17 protein-coding genes are annotated in these 20011 nt (G+C 72.5%); 6 read left to right on the plus strand and 11 right to left on the minus strand.

Annotation, left to right across the window (positions count from 1 at the left end):
* Positions 1-645 precede the first annotated feature (645 nt).
* Positions 646-1692 (plus strand): tryptophan--tRNA ligase, encoded by a 1047-nt coding sequence (trpS, locus tag ACFWVE_RS10220; RefSeq protein ID WP_384010286.1) that lies wholly within the window; start codon positions 646-648, stop codon positions 1690-1692.
* 63 nt (positions 1693-1755) lie between these two features.
* Positions 1756-2343 carry a cysteine hydrolase family protein gene (locus ACFWVE_RS10225; protein ID WP_384010291.1) on the plus strand — a complete coding sequence of 196 codons (588 nt, stop codon included), beginning with the start codon at positions 1756-1758 and terminating at the stop codon, positions 2341-2343.
* Positions 2344-2427: 84 nt separating this feature from the next.
* On the opposite strand, the gene proC is transcribed toward ACFWVE_RS10225, so the two are convergent.
* The 5 genes from proC to ACFWVE_RS10250 form a co-directional block, all read right to left on the minus strand.
* Positions 2428-3240, minus strand: a complete 813-nt coding sequence (gene proC / locus ACFWVE_RS10230) for a pyrroline-5-carboxylate reductase (RefSeq protein WP_384010293.1) — start codon at positions 3238-3240, stop codon at positions 2428-2430.
* 134 nt (positions 3241-3374) lie between these two features.
* Positions 3375-4172, minus strand: a complete 798-nt coding sequence (locus ACFWVE_RS10235; protein ID WP_384010296.1) for an ABC transporter permease — start codon at positions 4170-4172, stop codon at positions 3375-3377.
* Positions 4169-5026: an ABC transporter ATP-binding protein gene (locus tag ACFWVE_RS10240; protein WP_384010299.1), complete on the minus strand. Its 858-nt coding sequence runs from the start codon at positions 5024-5026 to the stop codon at positions 4169-4171. The genes ACFWVE_RS10235 and ACFWVE_RS10240 overlap by 4 nt, the downstream gene beginning before the upstream one ends.
* 209 nt (positions 5027-5235) lie before the next feature.
* A complete protein-coding gene (locus ACFWVE_RS10245) occupies positions 5236-5748 on the minus strand; it encodes an EamA/RhaT family transporter (protein WP_384010302.1) in 513 nt (170 codons plus the stop codon).
* Positions 5749-5790: 42 nt separating this feature from the next.
* Positions 5791-6105, minus strand: a complete 315-nt coding sequence (locus tag ACFWVE_RS10250) for an SH3 domain-containing protein (protein ID WP_384010307.1) — start codon at positions 6103-6105, stop codon at positions 5791-5793.
* Positions 6106-6288: 183 nt separating this feature from the next.
* Here ACFWVE_RS10250 and ACFWVE_RS10255 point away from each other — a divergent pair, with 183 nt between their 5' ends.
* Positions 6289-8541 carry a serine/threonine-protein kinase gene (locus ACFWVE_RS10255; protein ID WP_384010309.1) on the plus strand — a complete coding sequence of 751 codons (2253 nt, stop codon included), beginning with the start codon at positions 6289-6291 and terminating at the stop codon, positions 8539-8541.
* 74 nt (positions 8542-8615) lie between these two features.
* Here the strand turns inward: ACFWVE_RS10255 and ilvD are convergent, their stop codons facing one another.
* The 4 genes from ilvD to ACFWVE_RS10275 form a co-directional block, all read right to left on the minus strand.
* Complete coding sequence (gene ilvD, locus ACFWVE_RS10260) at positions 8616-10469, minus strand: dihydroxy-acid dehydratase (protein WP_384010314.1); 1854 nt, start codon at positions 10467-10469, stop codon at positions 8616-8618.
* 195 nt (positions 10470-10664) lie between these two features.
* Complete coding sequence (locus ACFWVE_RS10265) at positions 10665-11315, minus strand: TetR family transcriptional regulator (protein ID WP_384010318.1); 651 nt, start codon at positions 11313-11315, stop codon at positions 10665-10667.
* On the minus strand, positions 11312-12145 hold the full coding sequence (locus tag ACFWVE_RS10270) for a sugar phosphate isomerase/epimerase (protein ID WP_062194829.1): 834 nt from the start codon (positions 12143-12145) through the stop codon (positions 11312-11314). Before ACFWVE_RS10270 ends, ACFWVE_RS10265 begins: the two co-directional genes overlap by 4 nt.
* A gap of 209 nt (positions 12146-12354) precedes the next feature.
* Positions 12355-13287 (minus strand): Ppx/GppA family phosphatase, encoded by a 933-nt coding sequence (locus ACFWVE_RS10275; protein WP_384010323.1) that lies wholly within the window; start codon positions 13285-13287, stop codon positions 12355-12357.
* Between the two features lie 95 nt (positions 13288-13382).
* Between ACFWVE_RS10275 and ACFWVE_RS10280 the strand changes: the two genes are divergently transcribed.
* A complete protein-coding gene (locus tag ACFWVE_RS10280) occupies positions 13383-14228 on the plus strand; it encodes a hypothetical protein (RefSeq protein WP_384010326.1) in 846 nt (281 codons plus the stop codon).
* A 96-nt stretch (positions 14229-14324) separates the two neighbouring features.
* On the opposite strand, the gene ACFWVE_RS10285 is transcribed toward ACFWVE_RS10280, so the two are convergent.
* Complete coding sequence (locus ACFWVE_RS10285; protein WP_384010329.1) at positions 14325-16133, minus strand: hypothetical protein; 1809 nt, start codon at positions 16131-16133, stop codon at positions 14325-14327.
* A 207-nt stretch (positions 16134-16340) separates the two neighbouring features.
* On the opposite strand from ACFWVE_RS10285, the gene radA reads away from it, so the two are divergent.
* Complete coding sequence (gene radA, locus ACFWVE_RS10290) at positions 16341-17750, plus strand: DNA repair protein RadA (RefSeq protein ID WP_384010331.1); 1410 nt, start codon at positions 16341-16343, stop codon at positions 17748-17750.
* A 159-nt stretch (positions 17751-17909) separates the two neighbouring features.
* The gene (gene disA, locus ACFWVE_RS10295; RefSeq protein ID WP_384010333.1) at positions 17910-19034 is read left to right on the plus strand and encodes a DNA integrity scanning diadenylate cyclase DisA; all 1125 of its coding nucleotides are present in this window, start codon (positions 17910-17912) and stop codon (positions 19032-19034) included.
* Between the two features lie 54 nt (positions 19035-19088).
* On the opposite strand, the gene ACFWVE_RS10300 is transcribed toward disA, so the two are convergent.
* The gene (locus ACFWVE_RS10300) at positions 19089-19952 is read right to left on the minus strand and encodes a hypothetical protein (protein WP_384010336.1); all 864 of its coding nucleotides are present in this window, start codon (positions 19950-19952) and stop codon (positions 19089-19091) included.
* Positions 19953-20011 lie beyond the last annotated feature (59 nt).

Raw genomic sequence — 20011 nt, forward strand, 5'->3', positions numbered from 1 at the left:
GGTCTTGCGTCTCCGACTCTACCAGATCTTTCCGATCCGATTTCCTCGGGCTTTCGCTTTCCGGGTTCCCGCTTTCGCGTTTCCCTTTCCGGCGGCTCCGACTCTATCAGATCTTTTTTCTTCGATCTGACCCCCGGTCAGCGGGGTTTGTCTTTCCGGCCGTTGGGCCGTTCCGACGAGGTGAGACTCTAGCGGACTCCCGGCTCCCGAGCTAATCGGGGGCCTGCGCCCTTTCGGGCACGGATTCCTCATTTCGCGAATACGCATACCAGTGACATGACGGCAGACAGATGACTGCCGTCGATCAGGTGCGGTACTTGCGGAATTGCTGTCCGGGGCCGACCGGAGTCGGTGCTCACGTCGGACAACTCGGAGAACAGTACGGATCACGACAGGGCGTGTCAACTCGCTGCCGTGATCGCCTCCCGGTCCCCGTCTCCAGGGCGTAGCCTGGCCCGCATGACGACGACGCGTACGTACCGCCGGCTCTGGTGGGCCGCCTGACAGCGGCCGTCGTACGTATGCGCTCAACGGCCGCCGTTTCGGTGGCCGTTTTCGTTTCTCCCTCCAGGGCTTCGGTCCTCAGGACTCAGGGGGCGGCCGGCCGGGGCGGCGGTCACGACCAGGAGACGGAGACAGGAAGCGATGACACGGGTCTTCAGTGGGATCAAACCGACCGGGCATCTGACGCTGGGGAACTACTTGGGGGCCATGCGGCGGTGGGCCGCGGTCGACCAGCACCGGGCGGACGCGTTGTTCTGCGTCGTCGACCTGCACGCGCTGACCGTGGACCACGATCCGGCACGGGTGCGCAGACTGAGCCGGCAGGCGGCGACGCTGCTGCTGGCCACCGGGGTGGATCCGGAGCTGTGCACCGTGTTCGTGCAGAGCCATGTCGACGAGCACGCCCGTCTGTCGTACGTGCTGGAGTGCGTGGCGACCGACGGTGAGATGCGGCGGATGATCCAGTACAAGGAGAAGGCCGCGCTGGAACGGCGGCGGGGCGGCGGTGTGCGGCTGTCGCTGCTGACGTATCCCGTGCTGATGGCTGCGGACATCCTGGCGTACGGGACGGACGAGGTGCCGGTGGGGGACGACCAGGCACCGCACGTGGAGCTCACACGGGATCTGGCCGTGCGGTTCAACCAGCGGTACGGGCACACCTTCGCCGTGCCCCGGGCCACGCATCCGGCGGTGGCCGCGCGGGTGATGAATCTGCAGGACCCCCTGTCGAAGATGGGGAAGAGCGACGACGTCGGGCCGGGGATCGTCTATCTGCTGGACGAGCCGGACGTGGTGCGCAGGAAGGTCATGCGGGCCGTGACCGACAGCGGTAGCGATGTCGTGTACGACCGGGAGGCGCGGCCCGGGGTGGCGAATCTGCTGGAGATTCTCGCGGCGTGCTCGGGTGGGGACCCGGAGACGCTCGGCGGTGCGTACGAGTCGTACGGGGCGTTGAAGAAGGACACCGCGGAGGCCGTGGTCGAGGTGCTGAGGCCGTTGCGGGAGAAGCACAAGGAACTGTGCGCGGATCCCGGCCATGTGGAGGGGGTGTTGCGGGACGGCGCGGAAAGGGCTCGCGGTATGGCGCGGCCCGTCGTGGATGCCGCTTATCGGGCCATCGGTCTGCTCCCGGCGCCCGGGGCCGGGGCGTGGTCGGCGGTGCCGGTCGGCGGGCCCGCTCGGCAGTAAGTCGTGGGTCGGTGGCCCCCGTGCCTCTGGGACCTGGGGCACGGGGGCGGCACGATCGGGGTCATGGACATTGCGGAGAACGCGGCGCTGGTGGTCGTCGACGTGCAACAGGGTTTCGAGGACCTCGGTTTCTGGGGGAAGCGGAACCATCCGGGGGCGGATCAGAACATCGCCGCGCTGCTCGACGTGTGGCAGGCGTCGGGACGGCCGGTGGTGTTCGTGCGGCACGACTCGGCCGAGCCGGGCTCGCCCCTACGGCCGGAGCAGCCGGGCAACAGGTTCAAGGAGTACGTGGAACAGCGGCGCGGGAGGAGAGGTGAGAGCGCCGAGCTGCTGGTGACGAAGAGCGTGAACTCGGCGTTCCACGGCACCCCTGATCTCGGTGTCTGGCTGAAGGACGCGGGGATCTCCCAGGTGGTGCTGGTCGGGATCCAGACCAACATGTGCGTGGAGACGACGGCCCGGGTGGGCGGGAACCTCGGGTACGACGTGGTGGTCGTGTTCGACGCGACGTACACCTTCGACGTGGAGGGGCCGTTCGGCTGGCGGCGCAGCGCGGACGAGGCGGCGCAGGCGTCGGCGGTGACGTTGCACGGGGGCGGGTTCGCACGTGTGGTGAGGTCGGAGGACGTGCTCGCCGGAGCTGAGTGAGGGGCAGCGAGGAGCGGTGGCCGACGGGGCGCCCGGTCGTGGGCGCCCCGGGCGGAGGAGCTGGTCGGGGTGGGGTCTCCGGCCTCAGTCCTTGGTGCCGGAGGCCAGTTCGCGGCTGCGGTCGCGGGCGGCTTCGAGGGCGGCGATGAGGGCGGCTCGTACGCCGTGGTTCTCGAGTTCGCGGATGGCGTTGATGGTGGTGCCGGCGGGGGACGTGACGTTCTCGCGGAGCCGTACGGGGTGCTCGCCGCTGTCGCGGAGCATGGTCGCGGCGCCGATCGCGGACTGGACGATCAGGTCGTGGGCCTTGTCGCGGGGCAGGCCGAGCAGGATGCCGGCGTCCGTCATGGCTTCGACCAGGTAGTAGAAGTACGCCGGGCCGGAGCCGGACAGGGCGGTGCAGGCGTCCTGCTGGGACTCCGGGACGCGGAGCGTCTTGCCGACGGCGCCGAAGATCTCCTCGGTGTGGGTGAGGTGTTCCGGGGTGGCGTGGCTGCCGGCGGAGATGACCGACATGGCCTCGTCCACCAGGGCGGGGGTGTTCGTCATGACGCGGACGACCGGGGTGCCGGCGGCGAGGCGGTCCTCGTAGAAGGAGGTGGGGATGCCTGCGGCGCCGCTGATGACCAGGCGGTCGGCGGGGACGTGCGGGGCCAGCTCCTCGAGGAGGGTGCCCATGTCCTGCGGTTTGACCGTGAGGATCAGGGTGTCGGCGGTCTTGGCGGCTTCGGGGTTGGAGACCGGGGTGACTCCGTGGCGGGCGTGGAGTTCGTCGGCCCGCTCCTGGCGCCGGGTGGTGACCAGGAGGTCGGCGGGGGCCCAGCCGGCGCGGATCATTCCGCTGAGCAGGGCTTCACCGATCTTGCCGGTGCCGAGGACTGCGACTTTCTGAGCCATGGCGGGGGATGACCTCCGGGGGGTGCGCGTCGTCCTGGTTCGTCGTCCTGGTTCATCCTCGCACTCGGGGGGCGTGGGGGCGGGGTGATGTCCGGTGGGCGGACGGTGCGCGGACGCCGGCGTCCGGGGGTGCGTCAGACCGTCCTGCGGCGGAGGGTCGCCGCGCCGAGGGCGAGCACCAGCAGGGCGCAGCCGGCGACGATCAGGACGTCGCGTACGAAGGCGGCGGTCATGTCCGTGTGCCGGAGGACCTCGTTCATGCCGTCGACGGCGTAGGACATGGGGAGGACGTCGGAGACGGCCTCCAGGACGGGGTGCATGTCCTCACGTGCGGTGAAGAGTCCGCACAGGAGGAGCTGGGGGAAGATCACTGCCGGCATGAACTGCACCGCCTGGAACTCCGAGGCTGCGAAGGCCGAGACGAAGAGGCCGAGGGCTGTGCCGAGGAGCGCGTCGAGCAGGGCCACCAGGAGCAGCAGCCACGGGCTGCCGACGACGTCGAGTCCCAGGAACCAGACCGCCAGCGCGGTGGCCAGGGCGGACTGGACGATCGCGATCGCGCCGAAGGCGAGGGCGTAGCCGGCGATCAGGTCGCCCTTGCCGAGCGGCATGGCGAGAAGGCGTTCGAGGGTGCCGGAGGTGCGCTCGCGCAGGGTGGCGATCGAGGTGACCAGGAACATCGTGATCAGCGGGAAGATCCCGAGGAGCGAGGCGCCGATGCTGTCGAAGGTGCGCGGGCTGCCGTCGAAGACGTAGCGGAGCAGGAGCAGCATCAGGCAGGGGACGAGCAGCATCAGCGCGATCGTGCGCGGGTCGTGGCGGAGCTGGCGCAGGACGCGGGCGGCGGTGGAGAGGGTGCGCGAGGCGTTCAGGGCGCTCGTCGCGGCAGGGGACGCGGTGGAGGGGGGCGTCGTCGTGCGGGGGGTCTTCATCGTGAGGCCTCCTCGGTGCGGCTTGCTGCGACGGCCGCGTCCACCAGGTGCAGGAAGGCCGCCTCGACGGTGTCGGATCCGGTGCCGGTGCGCAGGGCGTCGGGGGTGTCGTCGGCGAGGATCTCGCCCGCGCGCATGAGCAGGAGGCGGTCACAGCGCTCGGCCTCGTCCATGACGTGGGAGGAGATCAGCAGGCCGGCGCCCCGTTCGGCCGCGATGGTGTGGAAGAGCTGCCAGAGGTCTCGGCGCAGGACGGGGTCGAGGCCGACCGTGGGCTCGTCGAGGACCAGCAGCTCGGGGGTGCCGAGGAGGGCGACGGCGAGGGAGACGCGGCTGCGCTGGCCGCCGGAGAGGTTGCCGGCGAGGGCGTCGGCGTGGGTGGCGAGGTCGACGTCGGCGATGGCCCGGGTGACGTTGTCCCGGCGGCGGTCGGCGGCGAGGGGGGTCCCCCCGCGCGAGCGCATTCGAGCGTGGGGGAGGCCGGGGTCGAGGATCGAGGCGAAGTAGTCGAGGTTCTGCCGGACCGTCAGGTCGTCGTAGACCGAGGGGGCCTGGGTGACGTAGCCGATGCGGGTGCGCAGGGTGGGGTGGCCCGCGGGGAGGCCGAGCACGTCCAGTGTGCCGGTGACCTTGGCCTGGGTGCCGGCGATGGCCCGCATCAGGGTCGACTTGCCGCAGCCGGAGGGGCCGAGGAGGCCGGTGACCTGTCCGCGGGGGACGGTGAAGCCGAGGCCGCGCAGGACGGTGCGGGGGCCTCGGACGACGGTGAGGTCCTGGGCCCGGACGGCGGGGTCGCGCTCGCCGGGGCCCTCGCCGGTGTCCGGGGGCGGGGGACCGGAGGAGTAATTCATCATGTGATGAATAATCCTCTCGGGGGCGGGACACGTCAAGCGGACCGGCGGGCATGCCGAAGGGGCGCGCGGGTGCGGTGGCGGCGGGCGCGTGGCGATAACGCGGGGTGCGGGGTGATGAGGATGTGGTGGACGCAGGCGGCGGGAAGCGGGCCGGGGGCGACGGCGTGTACGGCTCGGCACGGGCGGGCGGCCCGGCCGCCGATGTGCGGTTACGGGCGGCGGCGCCTCTTGGGGTTGCCGGAGCGGCGGGACGTCCGCTTCTCGTACCGGGTGCGGGCCGTTTCGTACTCCTCGCGGTGGAGCTTCTCGCCGGGGGCCTCGGTGAGGGAGCGGAAGAAGTAGGCGAGGAGGGAGCCGACGAAGCCGATGGTGAGCAGGGAGCGGAGGGACCGCCGGCGGTCCGGGTCGGGGCGCCGCGTGAACGCCTCCCAGGTGTGCCCGAACGCGAGGGCGCTGCAGACCGCGAACATCACCACCATGAGGAGGGTGACGAAACCGCCGACCTCGGCGATCCGGAGGCCCTGGTAGGCGATGCGCAGAACGAGGCAGGCGGCGGCCGCGGCGGCGAGCGAGCCGACGGCGACGCCGATGCGGCGGGCCGGGTAGCCGCTGCCGTGGTCGACCCAGGTCGTCCCGAAGAAGCGGATGGGCTCGGGGCGGGGGCCGACGGGGGTTCCCGAGGAGCCCGCGGGGTGGTCCGGGGTGCCGTTCTCTGCGCTCACGCTTCGATTATGGCTCCGGCGCCCCACGGGCTCCGAGCGGGCTCAGCCGCAGCGCGGGGCCACGTAGCCGTCGCTGCCGGTCTTCACGTAGGCGTCCGAGACGTACTGGCCGCCGTCGATGTTGTCCCAGATGTTCGACGTGCCGTAGGGGCCGGCGACGGTCGTGCCCGGACTCTGGCAGAAGATCGGCACCTGCGCGCCCACGGGCAGGGTGCGGACGATGGCGTAGTTCGTGCCCGGGCCCCTGCGGACGTTGACCCGGTGGCCCGGCGCGACCGGGTAGTACTGCACGGCCGCCGCCACGGCCGACTCCGCCACTCCGGCGTTCTCTGCTTCTCCGACATGGTCAACTGTCATGGAAAATCTCCCCCGTTGTGCACCCCATGCCTGTCATGGGGCCCCGTTGATACCCCGGAAACTCACCACGCACACATGTACGTTGTTTGAACACCCGTACTGGCACGCCGCCTCGGTCCCGTACGTCTCATCGACTAGGGTCTGTGCGGCGCACACGCGGACGAACAGCACGGGGGTGGTCCCATGGCGCCACAGCGGAACGTCGGAACGGGCGCGGAAGCGGAACTTCCCGAGTACGCCGGTCACTACCGTCTCGAGTCCTGCCTCGGCTCCGGTGGAATGGGCGTGGTGCATCTGGCCCGGAGTACGTCCGGGCTGAGGCTCGCGGTGAAGGTCGTGCACGCCGAGTTCGCGCGGGACCTCGAGTTCAGGGGACGTTTCCGGCAGGAGGTCTCGGCGGCGCGGCGGGTGAGCGGCGCCTTCACCGCGCCGGTCGTCGACGCCGACCCGGAGGCCGAACGACCCTGGATGGCCACGCTGTTCATCCCCGGCCCGACGCTCGCCCAGCATGTGAAGCGGAACGGTCCCATGCCTCCACCGCAGTTGCGCAGGCTGATGGCCGGACTCGCGGAGGGGCTGCGGGACATCCACCGGGTCGGGGTCGTGCACCGCGATCTGAAACCCAGCAACGTACTGCTCGCCGAGGACGGGCCGAAGATCATCGATTTCGGCATATCCCGGCCAAAGGACAGCGAACTGCGGACCGAGACGGGGAAGTTGATCGGCACCCCGCCCTTCATGGCGCCCGAGCAGTTCCGGCGTCCCCGTGAGGTGGGGCCCTCCGCCGACATCTTCGCGCTCGGCTCGCTCCTGGTGCACGCCGCCACGGGGCGCGGGCCGTTCGACTCCGACAGCCCGTACGTCGTCGCCTACCAGGTGGTGCACGACGAGCCCGATCTGACCGGCCTGCCGGACGGGCTCGCCCCGCTGGTGCTGCGCTGCCTGGCCAAGGAACCCGAGGACCGGCCCTCCCCCGACGCGTTGATGCGGGAACTGCGGTCCGTCGCGGCCTCGTACGACACCCGGGCGTTCATGGCCGCCCAGGCCTTCATACCGGCGCAGCGGACGGACCCGGGAGCGGCCTCGACGGGTGCCGTGGCCGACCTCCAGGAGATGCCCGACGCGGAGGACGGGGACGGGGACGGAGCCAGGGCCGAACCCGCCGCCGCCCCCGCAGCCGAACCCGATCTTGAACCCGATCCCGAACCCGACCCCGTTCCCGGCCATCGCGGCGGCCCGTCGGCGGCTCGGCGTTCCGCGCGGCCGCCCCTCAGCAAGCGGGCGCTGGTCGGGGGCGGGGCGCTCGCCCTCGCCGTGTTCGGCACGCTCTTCTCCGTCCAGTTGCTCGGTGACGAGCCCCCGGCCCGGCAGAAAACCGCCGGCACACGGACCGCGCCGGACGCGTTCCGGGCGTGGGAGGCGGCGCCGTCGGGCCGGCCGGGCAGCCCGCAGTGCTCGTACGGGGCCGAACGGCTGGTGTGCGCCCAGGCGGGGTCGGTGTTCGCCCTCGACCCCGACGACGGCCGCCCGCTGTGGCGGCACACCGCCGCGCGTACGTCGGTGAGCGGGCCACCGGTCGTGTCGGGCGGGCTCGTGCAGCCCGTGCCGGAGCCGGGCAGCGGCCTGGAGGCCCTCGACCCGGCCTCGGGGAAGCCCCGGTGGCGGCAGGACACCACCGAGTACAACGGCCTGACCGGGGCCGGGGACATGCTGCTGCTCACCGGCGCCGACGGCACGGTCACCGGCATGGACGGCGCCTCGGGCGACACGTTGTGGACCGGACGGGTGCCGGGACACGACGCCCCGTACTTCCGCACGTTCGCGGGGGATCCGCTGGCCTACGCGGCGAGCACGTCGGGCGACGGTTCCAGCACGCGGGTCACGGCGGTCGATCCACGGTCCGGTGCGGTGCGCTGGGACGCCCGGTTGGAGGGGATGCTGACGCCGGTCGGCATCACGGGCGAGGCGGTCGTCCTCGTCTCCGACGACCCGGTCCTCGGCGACACGCAGGCCCTGGTCCGCTACACACCGGGCAGCGGGGAGACGCGCCGGGTGACACTACCCGTACCGCTGGCCCAGGGGCACGGCACCGTACACGGGGACGTCGCCTATCTGACGGGGACCGGCGGCAGGCTGGTGGCCGTCGACATGGCCGCGCTGCGGCAGCGGTGGAGCCTGGAGACGGGTGTCGCCCGCGGGTCCGCGCCGGTCGCGGACGGGCGGCACGTCTACTTCACGGCGCCGGACGGCCGGCTGCTCGCCGTGGACGCACGCGAGGGACGGCTGGCCGGGCAGACGGCGCCCCGGATGGGCGACCACCCCGACCGCGTGGCCGCCACCCTGCCGGAACCGGTGATCGCCGACGGCCACGTCCACGCCACCGCCCCCGACGGCACGGTCTTCGCCGTGGACGGCAGCGACCCGGTGGACTGGTAGGACCCGCGGAACACGGGAGAACCCACGGAACACCCTGGTCCGTGGGTTCCGTGGGTTCCGTGGTAACCGGGCGGTCAGCCCAGCTTCGACACGTCCCGCACCGCGCCCCTGTCGGCGCTGGTGGCCATCGCCGCGTACGCCTTCAGAGCCGCCGAGACCTTGCGCTCACGGTTCCTCGGGGCGTACGCACCGTCCAGTGCCTGCTCGCGGCGGGCCAGCTCGGTGTCGTCGACCAGCAGCTCGATCGAGCGGTTCGGGATGTCGATGCGGACGCGGTCGCCGTCCTCGACCAGGGCGATGGTGCCGCCCGAGGCCGCCTCCGGGGAGGCGTGGCCGATGGAGAGGCCGGACGTGCCGCCGGAGAACCGGCCGTCGGTGATCAGGGCGCAGGCCTTTCCGAGACCGCGGCTCTTCAGGTACGACGTCGGGTAGAGCATCTCCTGCATGCCGGGGCCGCCCTTGGGACCCTCGTAGCGGATGACGACGACGTCACCCTCCCTGACCTGCTCGGTGAGGACCTTCTCGACGGCCTCCTCCTGCGACTCGCAGACGACCGCCGGGCCCTCGAAGGTCCAGATCGACTCGTCGACGCCGGCCGTCTTGACCACGCAGCCGTCCACGGCGAGGTTGCCGCGCAGCACGGCCAGGCCGCCGTCCTTGGAGTACGCGTGTTCGGCGGAGCGGATGCAGCCGCCCTCGGCGTCCTCGTCGAGGGTGTCCCAGCGCTCGGACTGGGAGAACGCCTCGGCGGAGCGCACGCAGCCCGGGGCGGCGTGCCACATCTCCACGGCCTGGGGGGACGGGGAGCCGCCGCGGATGTCCCAGGTCTTCAGCCAGTCGGCCAGGGTCGGGCTGTGGACGGAGTGCACGTCCTCGTTCAGCAGGCCCGCGCGGTGCAGTTCGCCGAGCAGGGCGGGGATGCCACCCGCGCGGTGCACGTCCTCCATGTAGTACGTACGGCTCTTGGCGACGTTCGGCGCGACCTTCGCCAGGCACGGGACGCGGCGCGAGAGGGCGTCGATCTCGGTCAGCCCGAAGGGGACCTCCGCCTCCTGGGCGGCGGCCAGCAGGTGCAGGATCGTGTTGGTGGAACCGCCCATGGCGATGTCCAGCGCCATCGCGTTCTCGAACGCGGCGACGGTGGCGACGCTGCGGGGCAGGACCGTGTCGTCGTCCTGCTCGTAGTAGCGGCGGGTGATGTCCATGACCGTGCGGGCGGCGTTCTCGTAGAGCGCCTTGCGCGCCGTGTGGGTGGCGAGGACCGAGCCGTTGCCCGGGAGGGACAGGCCGATGGCCTCGGTGAGGCAGTTCATCGAGTTGGCGGTGAACATGCCGGAACAGGAGCCGCAGGTCGGGCAGGCGTTCTCCTCGATGCGCAGGAGGTCGGCGTCGGAGATCTTGTCGTTGGCGGCGTCCACCATCGCGTCGATCAGGTCCAGCGTGCGGACCGTGCCGTCGACCAGCGTCGCCCGGCCGGCCTCCATCGGGCCGCCGGAGACGAAGACCGTCGGGATGTTCAGCCGCAGGGCGGCGTTGAGCATGCCCGGGGTGATCTTGTCGCAGTTGGAGATGCAGATCAGGGCGTCCGCGCAGTGGGCCTCGACCATGTACTCCACGCTGTCCGCGATCAGGTCGCGGGAGGGCAGGGAGTACAGCATGCCGCCGTGGCCCATCGCGATGCCGTCGTCGACGGCGATCGTGTTGAACTCGCGCGGGATGCCGCCGGCCGCGACGACCGCCTCGCTGACGATCCGGCCGACCGGAGCGAGGTGGGTGTGACCGGGGACGAACTCCGTGAAGCTGTTGGCGACGGCGATGATCGGCTTCCGGCCGATGTCCGCACCCGGTACACCGGAAGCTCGCATCAGGGCGCGCGCGCCCGCCATGTTGCGGCCGTGGGTGACTGTGCGGGACCTCAGCTCGGGCATCGTCGCTCGCTCCTTCAGACCTTCTCGGGGTGCCGGGGTCGGAGACTCCGGATCCGGGTCCGGATCCGAGGGCTTCCGACTGTCGTCGAGCGTACGCCCGTCATCCAGTGGGCGGACAGGGTGTCCGTAATGCGGGATACGTATTTCAGTGCGGGAGCGGTACGGAAACTGCGGTACGCGTGGGGGTGCGGCGCGTCAGCGGCCGGTGAGGTGGCCCTGTACCACCGGCGCCACCCGCCTGATGATCTGCTCGGGGTCGGCCGAGGCCAGCGGTTCGACCTTGATCACGTACCGGATCATCGCGATCCCGACCAGCTGGGCGGCGGCGAGTTCGGCGCGCAGCTCCGCGTCCGGCAGGTCGAGCTGCCCCGCGATACGGCGCAGCAGCTGGCCGGCGACCAGGCGGCGGAAGACGTCGGCGGCGGTCTCGTTGTTCACGGCGGACCGGATGATCGCGAGCAGCGGGGCCCGGGTCACCGGGTTCTCCCACAGGCCGAGGATCATCCGGGTCATCCGCTCCCCGACCTCCCCCAGCGGAGCGTCGAGGACCGCTTGGCGGCCCTCGAGCACCGGGGCGAAGGCGACCTCGACGGCCGCTTCGAACACCTGCTCCTTGGTACCGAAGTAGTGGTGCACGAGGGCGGAGTCGACCCCGGCCGACTTGGCGATGCCCCGTACGGATGTCTTGTCGTACCCACGTTCGGAGAACTCCTCGCGGGCGGCGTCCAGGATGCGGTCGCGGGTGCCGGCCGACTCCGTGCGCGGGGGCCGGCCACGGCGCCGGGGGGCGGTGCCGTTGCCGCCGGGAGACGCGTCCGGGCCGCCGGCCGCGCCGACGCCGGTCATCGGCGCGGCGTCCGCAGTGCCGAGGCCGCCGACGCCAGGTGCAGGCGGGTGAACGCCAGCGCCTCCGCCAGGTCGGCCTCGCGCTCGGCGCCGGACATGGCGCGGCGGGTGTTGACCTCGATGACGACATGGCCGTCGAAGCCGCCGAGGGCGAGGCGCTCCAGCACCTCGGCACAGGGCTGGTCGCCACGGCCGGGCACGAGATGCTCGTCCTTGGCCGAGCCCCGGCCGTCGGCGAGGTGGAGGTGACCGAGGCGGTCGCCCATGCGGTCGAGCATCCCGAGGGTGTCGGTGCGGGATGTCGAGGCGTGGCTGAGATCCATCGTGAAGTGGCGGTAGTCGTCCTTGGTGACGTCCCAGTCGGGGGCGTAGGCGAGCATCTCGCGGTCGCGGTAGCGCCACGGATACATGTTCTCGACGGCGAACCGCACATCCGTCTCGTCCGCCATCCGCCAGATTCCGTCGACGAAGTCACGGGCGTACTGGCGCTGCCAGCGGAACGGCGGATGGACGACGACCGTGGCGGCACCGAGCCTCTCGGCGGCGGAACGGGCCCGCTGGAGCTTGGTCCAGGGGTCGGTGGACCACACGCGCTGCGTGATGAGCAGACAGGGGGCGTGGACGGCGAGGACGGGGATGCGGTGGTAGTCGCTGAGCCGGCGCAGCGCCTCGATGTCCTGGCTGACCGGATCGGTCCACACCATGACCTCGACACCGTCGTACCCGAGGCGCGCGGCGATCTCGAAGGCCGTCGCCGTCGACTCCGGATAGACGGAGGCCGTCGACAGAGCGACCTTCGCATCCGGGATGCGCACCGCTGGATCTGCCACGAGGGACAGCGTACGGGGTGTGTTCGACGGGCGGGACGCGGACGACGGGCTTCGGCCAGGGTCCGTCCGGCATGGCCGCGGCCGCATGTCCGCAGGGCACGGGGCGCTTCGTCCGTCCGACGGACCCACGGTCCGGGCGGCCGCCGTGTGATCGAGCTAACCGGACACCGCCGCACGGCCCGGCTCGCCGCCCACCGCGCGGGATGCCGCTACGCGGGCCCCATGCGGTCCAGGCGGCGCAGGATGACACCCTCGCGCAGGGCCCAGGGGCAGATCTCCACGGACTCCACCCTGAACAGGTCCATCGCGGCCTCCGCGACCAGTGCCCCGGCGACCAGCTGGCCCGCGCGCGCCTCGGAGACGCCCGGCAGTTCGGCGCGCTCGGCGGTGGTCATCGCGGACAGCCTCGACACCCAGCCCTCCAGGGACTGGCGCTTCAGCTCGCGCGGGACGTACGGGCCCTCGGCGGAGCGGGCGGCTCCCGCGATGCGGGCGAGCTGCTTGAAGGTCTTGGAGGTGGCCACCACGTGGTCCGGCGGACCGAGGCGGCTGAACTCGCCGACCGTACGGGCGATCTCCGCGCGGACGTGCCGGCGCAGCGCCCGGACGTCGTCCGGCGCCGGCGGGTCGCCGGGCAGCCGGGTGCCCGTGAGGCGGCCGGCGCCCAGCGGCAGCGACACCGCGGCGTCGGGTTCCTCGTCCATCCCGAAGGCTATCTCCAACGAGCCACCGCCGATGTCGATGACCAGCAGCTTTCCCGCCGACCAGCCGAACCAGCGGCGGGCGGCGAGAAAGGTCAGCCGGGCCTCCTCCGGGCCGGTGAGGACCTGGAGTCCGACTCCGGTCTCCCTCCGCACGCGCTCCAGGACCTCACCCGCGTTGCGGGCGTCACGCACCGCCGAGGTCGCGAACGGCAGCAGTTCCTCGACGCCCTTGTCCTCGGCGGCCTGGAGCGCGTCGTGGATGACCCGGATCACCAGGTCCACCCCGCCGGGACCGATCGCGCCGTCGGCGTCCAGCAGCTGGGCGAGGCGCAGCTCCGCCTTGTGCGAGTGCGCGGGCAGGGGGCACGCCCCGGGGTGCGCGTCCACCACCAGCAGATGCACCGTGTTCGAACCCACGTCGAGGACACCGAGTCTCATGTACGGGACGCTACTGCCCGCAGCCCGGCCGGGACCCCACTCCGGGGCACTCGGTCCGGTACAGGACAGTGATCCGGGCGACTTACCCTGGACGGGTGCCAAAGACGAAAAAGGCGAAGACCGAGAAGACGGACAAGAAGACCGAGCCGGTCAAGACAGCCAAAACGGTCGACGGTCCCTCGGGGACGCCGCCGAACGACGAGAAGGGCCTCGACTTCGCGCGGGCGTGGGTGGAGTTCCCCGATCCGGCGGACGAGGAGCAGGTCTTCCGCTGCGATCTGACATGGCTGACCTCTCGCTGGAACTGTGTCTTCGGCAGCGGTTGCCAGGGCATCCAGGCGGGCCGTGCGGACGACGGATGCTGCACCCTGGGGGCGCATTTCTCGGACGAGGACGACGAGAAGCGGGTCGCGAGGCATGTGGCGAGACTGACGCCGGACATCTGGCAGCACCACGACGAGGGCACCCGGGGCGGCTGGGTCTCCGAGGACGAGGACGGCGACCGCCAGACGCGCCCCTTCGAGGGCTCGTGCATCTTCCAGAACCGGCCGGGCTTCGCCGGCGGCATGGGCTGTTCGCTGCACATCCTCGCCGTGCGGGAGGGCCGCGAGCCGCTGGAGACCAAGCCGGACGTGTGCTGGCAGCTGCCGGTCCGGCGGACCTACGACTGGATCGACCGGCCCGACGACACGCGCGTGCTGCAGGTGTCGATCGGTGAGTACGACCGCCGGGGCTGGGGTCCGGGCGGCCACGACCTGCACTGGTGGTGCACGTCGGCGACCTCGGCACACGGTGCGGGCGACCCCGTGTACGTGTCCTACCGGGCGGAGCTGACCGAGCTGATGGGCAAGCCCGGGTACGACCGGCTGGCCGAACTGTGCGAGGAGCGGCTGGCCTCGCAGCTCCCGCTGTCGGCGCCGCATCCGGCGGATCCCGCCTGACCCACCCGCCGATGCGCGAGGCACGGGCCACCGGTCACGGAGCGCGAAAGCCGCGCCGGTCACGACGCGGACGGACTCGGATCGTCGTCGCCGCTGTCACCGCCGTCGCCGTCGTCCTCGTCCTCGTCCTCGGTGGGCGGTGGGCGGTGATGTCGCGTCCGCCGGACAGGCGGGGGCGGCCGGGCCTCCGGGCGCCGGTTCCGTGGGCGTCGGGGGCGGGTCGCTCGGGGCGGGCTCCGACGGGGGCGGTGACGTGGGCGTCGGGGGCGACGGCGGGGAACCACCCGGGGCACCGGGGCTCGGGGGCGGGCTGCTCGGGGGGCCGGGGTGCGCCGTTCCCGGGCTGCCGGGACGGCCGGGGCCTTTGGAGTGACCGGGGAGCGGGGCGCCCGGGGAGGACGGGCTGGGGGCGTTGCCGTGGCCGTCGATGGTCACCACGGCGCCGGTGGGCGAGACCGCCACCCGCGCGCTCCAGCGGCCGGACGGCTCGCGCAACTGGTCGACGTACACCCTGACCGTCAGCGACCGCCCCGCCCGGAGCGTTCCCGACGACTGGCTCAGATAGAGCCAGGGCGCCCCCGTCGACGCGGACCAGCGAACCGGGGCGGTGCCCCGCGCGGTGAGCGTGATCCGTGTGGTGTCACCGCTGTGACCGGCGGTGACGCCCAGCGCGGAGGCGCCCTTGTGGCCGGCGCCGGTGACCCCGACGACCTCCACGGACACGTCCGCCCTGCCGTTCTCGCCGTCCCTGCCGAAAGGGCCCTCGGGCCGCGTGCCGGCGTTGCCGGTGTTCTCGTAGCCGCCCGGGCCCTCGCCGTCGAGGTCGACGGGTGAGTCGTCCTCCCGCGCGGAGGCCGACCGGCCGTCCCGGGCCTCGCCGACGGGGGAGCCCCGGTAGGCGGCGTACAGCGCGAGCACGGGCGCGGCGACGACGGTGGCGACGACGGTCGTCGTGACCGCACGCGCGCGCAGTCGGTCCCGGCGGGCTACACGGTCCTTGGGGTCCATCGGGAAGCCGCGCCGGTCGAAGCGGGGCGCGCCGCGCCGCGCGCGCGGATGGTGGGCGAGGGCGGTGCGCAGGGCCGCTTCGGGGGCCGGAAGGACGGGCAGGGCGTCGGGGGTGGCGCAGTCGCCCGGCCAGCGGCCGGGGATGGCGCGGCCCGCGGTGCGGCGGCAGCGCGGGCAGTCGTCGACGTGCCGGACGAGTTCGCGGCGCAGTGCGCTGCTGAGCACGAGCCGGCTGTCGCCGGTGAGATGCGCCACGCTCCGGCAGGCACCGGTCTCGACGACGGCGAGCGCCGCGCGGGTCCGCTCGACCTCGCAGGCGGCGGAGGCGAGGAGCTCGCGGGCGGCGACCGGTTGCATGCCGAGCACGGCTGCGACCTCGTGGGCTCCGAGGCGGTGCCGGACGGCGAGTTCGAGCGCCTCGCGCTGCTCCGGCGTGGTGCCCGCGGCCTCCGGCCAGGCGAGCAGGGCCAGCTCACGGCGGCGCTGCTCCCGCACCTCCTCGGGGACGGCAGGGGCGGTGGCGGTCCGCGCCGCCCGCTGCCGGCCGGCCCGGCCCACCACGTGGGTGACCTGACGTTTCTGCCGGGCTTCGGCCAGCTTGCGCAGGCAGGCCCAGCGGGCCAGCGCGTACAGCCACGCCCTGCGGTCCCCGGGCGCGTCGGGGACGTGCCGGCCGCGGCGCTCCGCGAGCGTGAGGACGTCGGCCAGGGCGGCGGTCGCCGCGTCGTGGTCGCACAGCACCGACAGGCAGTAGGTGAACAGGCCGTCCAGATACGGTTCGTGGCAGGTGGGCGGCCGGTGTGCCAGCGCGCGCGCGGCCCCGCGGTCGCGCGCCTCCCGGTGCGCCCGGTGCGTGCCGGTCGTGCGGGTCGGGATCTCCGGGCCACTGCTCGTCATTCGGCGACCGTAGGCGGCCGGGGGCGGCCCCTCCCGGAGCCCTGCGCACTTTTAATCCGTACGGGTGAAACGATCCCTCAATCGGGGACGGGAACCCTTCGTTCCACGGGCGGGGCGGGGCGATCGGCCCGGCTCCGGGCCGGTGAACGGGCCGGTGACCGGGCTCCGGGCGCCGGGCTGTCAGTGCCGGGCGCTACGGTTCCGACCATGGCTGCCCGTACCAAGACCACCAAGGACCGACCGTCCTACCGCTGCACCGAGTGCGGCTGGCAGACGGCGAAGTGGCTCGGCCGCTGCCCCGAGTGCCAGGCCTGGGGGACGGTCGAGGAGTACGGCGCGCCCGCGGTCCGTACGACGGCGCCGGGGCGGGTCACCACCTCCGCCGTGCCCATCGGCCAGGTCGACGGCCGTCAGGCCACGGCCCGTTCCACCGGCGTCCCCGAGCTGGACCGGGTGCTCGGCGGCGGGCTGGTCCCCGGCGCGGTGGTGCTCGTCGCGGGCGAGCCGGGTGTCGGCAAGTCCACGCTCCTGCTGGACGTCGCGGCCAAGGCGGCGAGCGACGAGCACCGCACGCTCTATGTCACGGGCGAGGAGTCGGCGAGCCAGGTCCGCCTGCGCGCCGACCGGATCCACGCCATCGACGACCACCTGTATCTCGCCGCCGAGACGGATCTGTCCGCCGTCCTCGGCCATCTGGACGCGGTGAAGCCGTCCCTGCTGATCCTCGACTCGGTGCAGACGGTCGCCTCCCCGGAACTCGACGGCGCGCCGGGCGGCATGGCCCAGGTGCGTGAGGTGGCGGGCGCGCTGATCCGCGCCTCGAAGGAGCGCGGGATGTCCACGCTGCTGGTGGGCCATGTCACCAAGGACGGCTCGATCGCGGGCCCGCGCCTGCTGGAGCATCTGGTGGACGTCGTGCTGCACTTCGAGGGCGACCGGCACGCGCGTCTGCGTCTGGTCCGGGGCGTCAAGAACCGCTACGGCACCACCGACGAGGTCGGCTGCTTCGAACTGCACGACGAGGGCATCACGGGCCTGGCCGACCCCAGCGGGCTGTTCCTGACCCGCCGCGCGGAGCCGGTGCCGGGCACCTGTCTGACGGTGACGCTGGAGGGCCGCCGCCCCCTGGTCGCCGAAGTGCAGGCACTCACCGTCGACTCGCAGATCCCCTCCCCCCGCCGCACCACGTCCGGGCTGGAGACCTCGCGCGTCTCGATGATGCTCGCCGTGCTGGAACAGCGCGGCCGCATCAGCGCCTTGGGCAAGCGGGACATCTACTCCGCGACGGTCGGCGGGGTACGGCTCTCCGAGCCGGCGGCGGACCTGGCGATCGCGCTCGCCCTGGCGTCGGCGGCGAGCGACACTCCGCTGCCCAAGAACCTGGTCGCGATCGGCGAGGTCGGCCTCGCGGGCGAGGTCAGACGGGTGACGGGAGTGCAGCGCAGGCTCTCCGAAGCGCACCGCCTGGGCTTCACGCACGCGCTCGTGCCGGGCGATCCGGGCAAGATCCCGTCAGGGATGAAGGTCCTGGAAGTCGCGGACATAGGGGACGCCCTGCGCGTCCTTCCGCGCTCGCGTCGCCGGGACGCCCCACGGGACGAGGAGGACCGCCGGTAGACTTTGCCCTGGTCTCGCCCGTCCGTACGAACCGAGTGCGTTAGGGTCTCCCGTTCGGATCAGGCCGCAGATGTGCACGCCCGGCCCCGCGAGCCCGGCATGATTCGAACGGGAGACCCTGAACGGGGGCGCCCCAGACACCGCGACCGGAGGAGTGCAGTGGCAGCCAACGACCGGGCAGCAGCTCCCGGAAAGTCCGGCGGGAGTACCGGCTCCGATCGCCTGATGCGCGCCTCGCTGAGCGCCGTGGCGCCCGGTACCGCCCTGCGTGACGGCCTGGAGCGCGTCCTGAGGGGCAACACCGGCGGTCTCATCGTGCTCGGTTCCGACAAGACCGTCGAGACCCTGTGCAGCGGCGGTTTCGTCCTGGACGTCGAGTTCACCGCGACCCGGCTGCGCGAGCTGTGCAAGCTCGACGGCGGCATAGTCCTGTCGTCCGACCTGTCGAAGATCCTGCGGGCGGGCGTCCAGCTGGTGCCGGACCCGACGATCCCGACCGAGGAGACCGGCACCCGGCACCGCACCGCCGACCGGGTCTCCAGGCAGGTCGGTTTTCCGGTCGTCTCGGTCTCCCAGTCGATGCGTCTGATCGCGCTCTACGTCGACGGCCACCGCCGCGTCCTGGAGGACTCGGCGGCGATCCTGTCCCGCGCCAACCAGGCACTCGCGACACTGGAGCGCTACAAGCTCCGCCTCGACGAGGTCGCCGGCACGCTGTCGGCGCTGGAGATCGAGGACCTGGTGACCGTGCGGGACGTCTCGGCGGTCGCGCAGCGGCTGGAGATGGTGCGCCGCATCGCCACCGAAATCGCCGAATACGTGGTCGAACTGGGCACCGACGGCCGTCTCCTCGCCCTTCAGCTGGACGAGTTGATCGCGGGTGTGGAGCCGGAGCGCGAGCTGGTCGTGCGGGACTACGTGCCCGAGCCCACCGCCAAGCGCGCCCGCACGGTCGACCAGGCCCTGCACGACCTGAACGGTCTCCCCCAGGCGGAACTGCTGGACCTGCCCACGGTGGCCCGGGCCCTGGGCTACACGGGCTCCCCCGAGACCCTGGACTCGGCCGTGTCCCCGCGCGGCTTCCGGCTCCTCGCCAAGGTGCCGAGGCTGCCCGGCGCGATCATCGACCGCCTGGTGGAGCACTTCGGCGGCCTGCAGAAGCTGCTGGCCGCCAGCGTGGACGACCTCCAGGCGGTGGACGGCGTCGGCGAGGCCCGCGCCCGCAGCGTCCGGGAGGGCCTGTCGCGACTGGCGGAGAGCTCGATCCTGGAGCGGTACGTCTAGGGCCTGTCCGGCGGATCGTGCCGGACCGGCCCTGTGGCTCCGGCCGGGTGGGTGTCAGGCGCTCTTCAGCACGAAGGACGTCTGCACCTTCGCGAAGCCCGGCGCCTTCGCCTCGACCAGGTACGTGCCCGCCTTGGCCGACCCGGCCGGCGGCGTCGCGCACTGCGGGGCGCTCGGCTTGCGGTCCCACCTCACGGTGTACGTGATGCTGTCGTCCGCGGGCACCCGGAACACCAGGCTCCCCGCACCCTTGGGGCAGTCGTCCGACGCCCAGTACGTGTCGTCGACGGTCGCCTGAGTGATCGTCAGCACCGCTTTCTCCGGACCGAGATCGACCTTGCAGTCGCTGCCGGAGATGTTCCGCGCGGTCAGCCGGAAGGTGGGCGTCCCGTCGGGCTCGTAGGAGTTGCGGACGCTGCTCAGACTGAACTTGACCGCGGTCGCCGTGCAGTTGGGGAGCCCGGACCCGGCCGGCAGCGCGTCACCCGCGCCGACCCCCGCCGTACCGCCCCCGGAGCCGCCGCCCGCGCTGCCCCCGGCTTCGCCGTCACCGTCACCGTCACCGTCCGCACCACCGCCGTCCGGTCCACCGGAGTCACCGGGGTCGCCGTTCGCCCCGTCGTCCCCCGTGCCGGCGCCGGACGAGGAGCCGCCCGAGTCCTCGGCGCCGGACTCGTCACGGCCGCCCGGCGCCTGGCTGATCGCCGGCCCCGAACTCGACGGTCCAGGAGTGATGGTGGAGGGCGCGGGATTCTTGCCGTTGGCCCCGTTGTCGTGCCCGCCGCCGTCCCCGCCGCCGGAGACGACGACCCAGGTGACCAGCAACGCCAACACGCCCAGCAAGGACAGCAGTACGGCCCTCCTGCGCCAGTAGATGGAGGAGGGAAGCGGCCCGACCGGATTGCGCAGAGATCCCACGGCGCAAACTGTACGAGAAATCCGGGCCTTCGCCGGTCCCACCCGCCGCCGAGAGCCCA

This window comes from Streptomyces sp. NPDC058632, from assembly GCF_042717095.1.
Classification (GTDB): Bacteria; Actinomycetota; Actinomycetes; order Streptomycetales; family Streptomycetaceae; genus Streptomyces.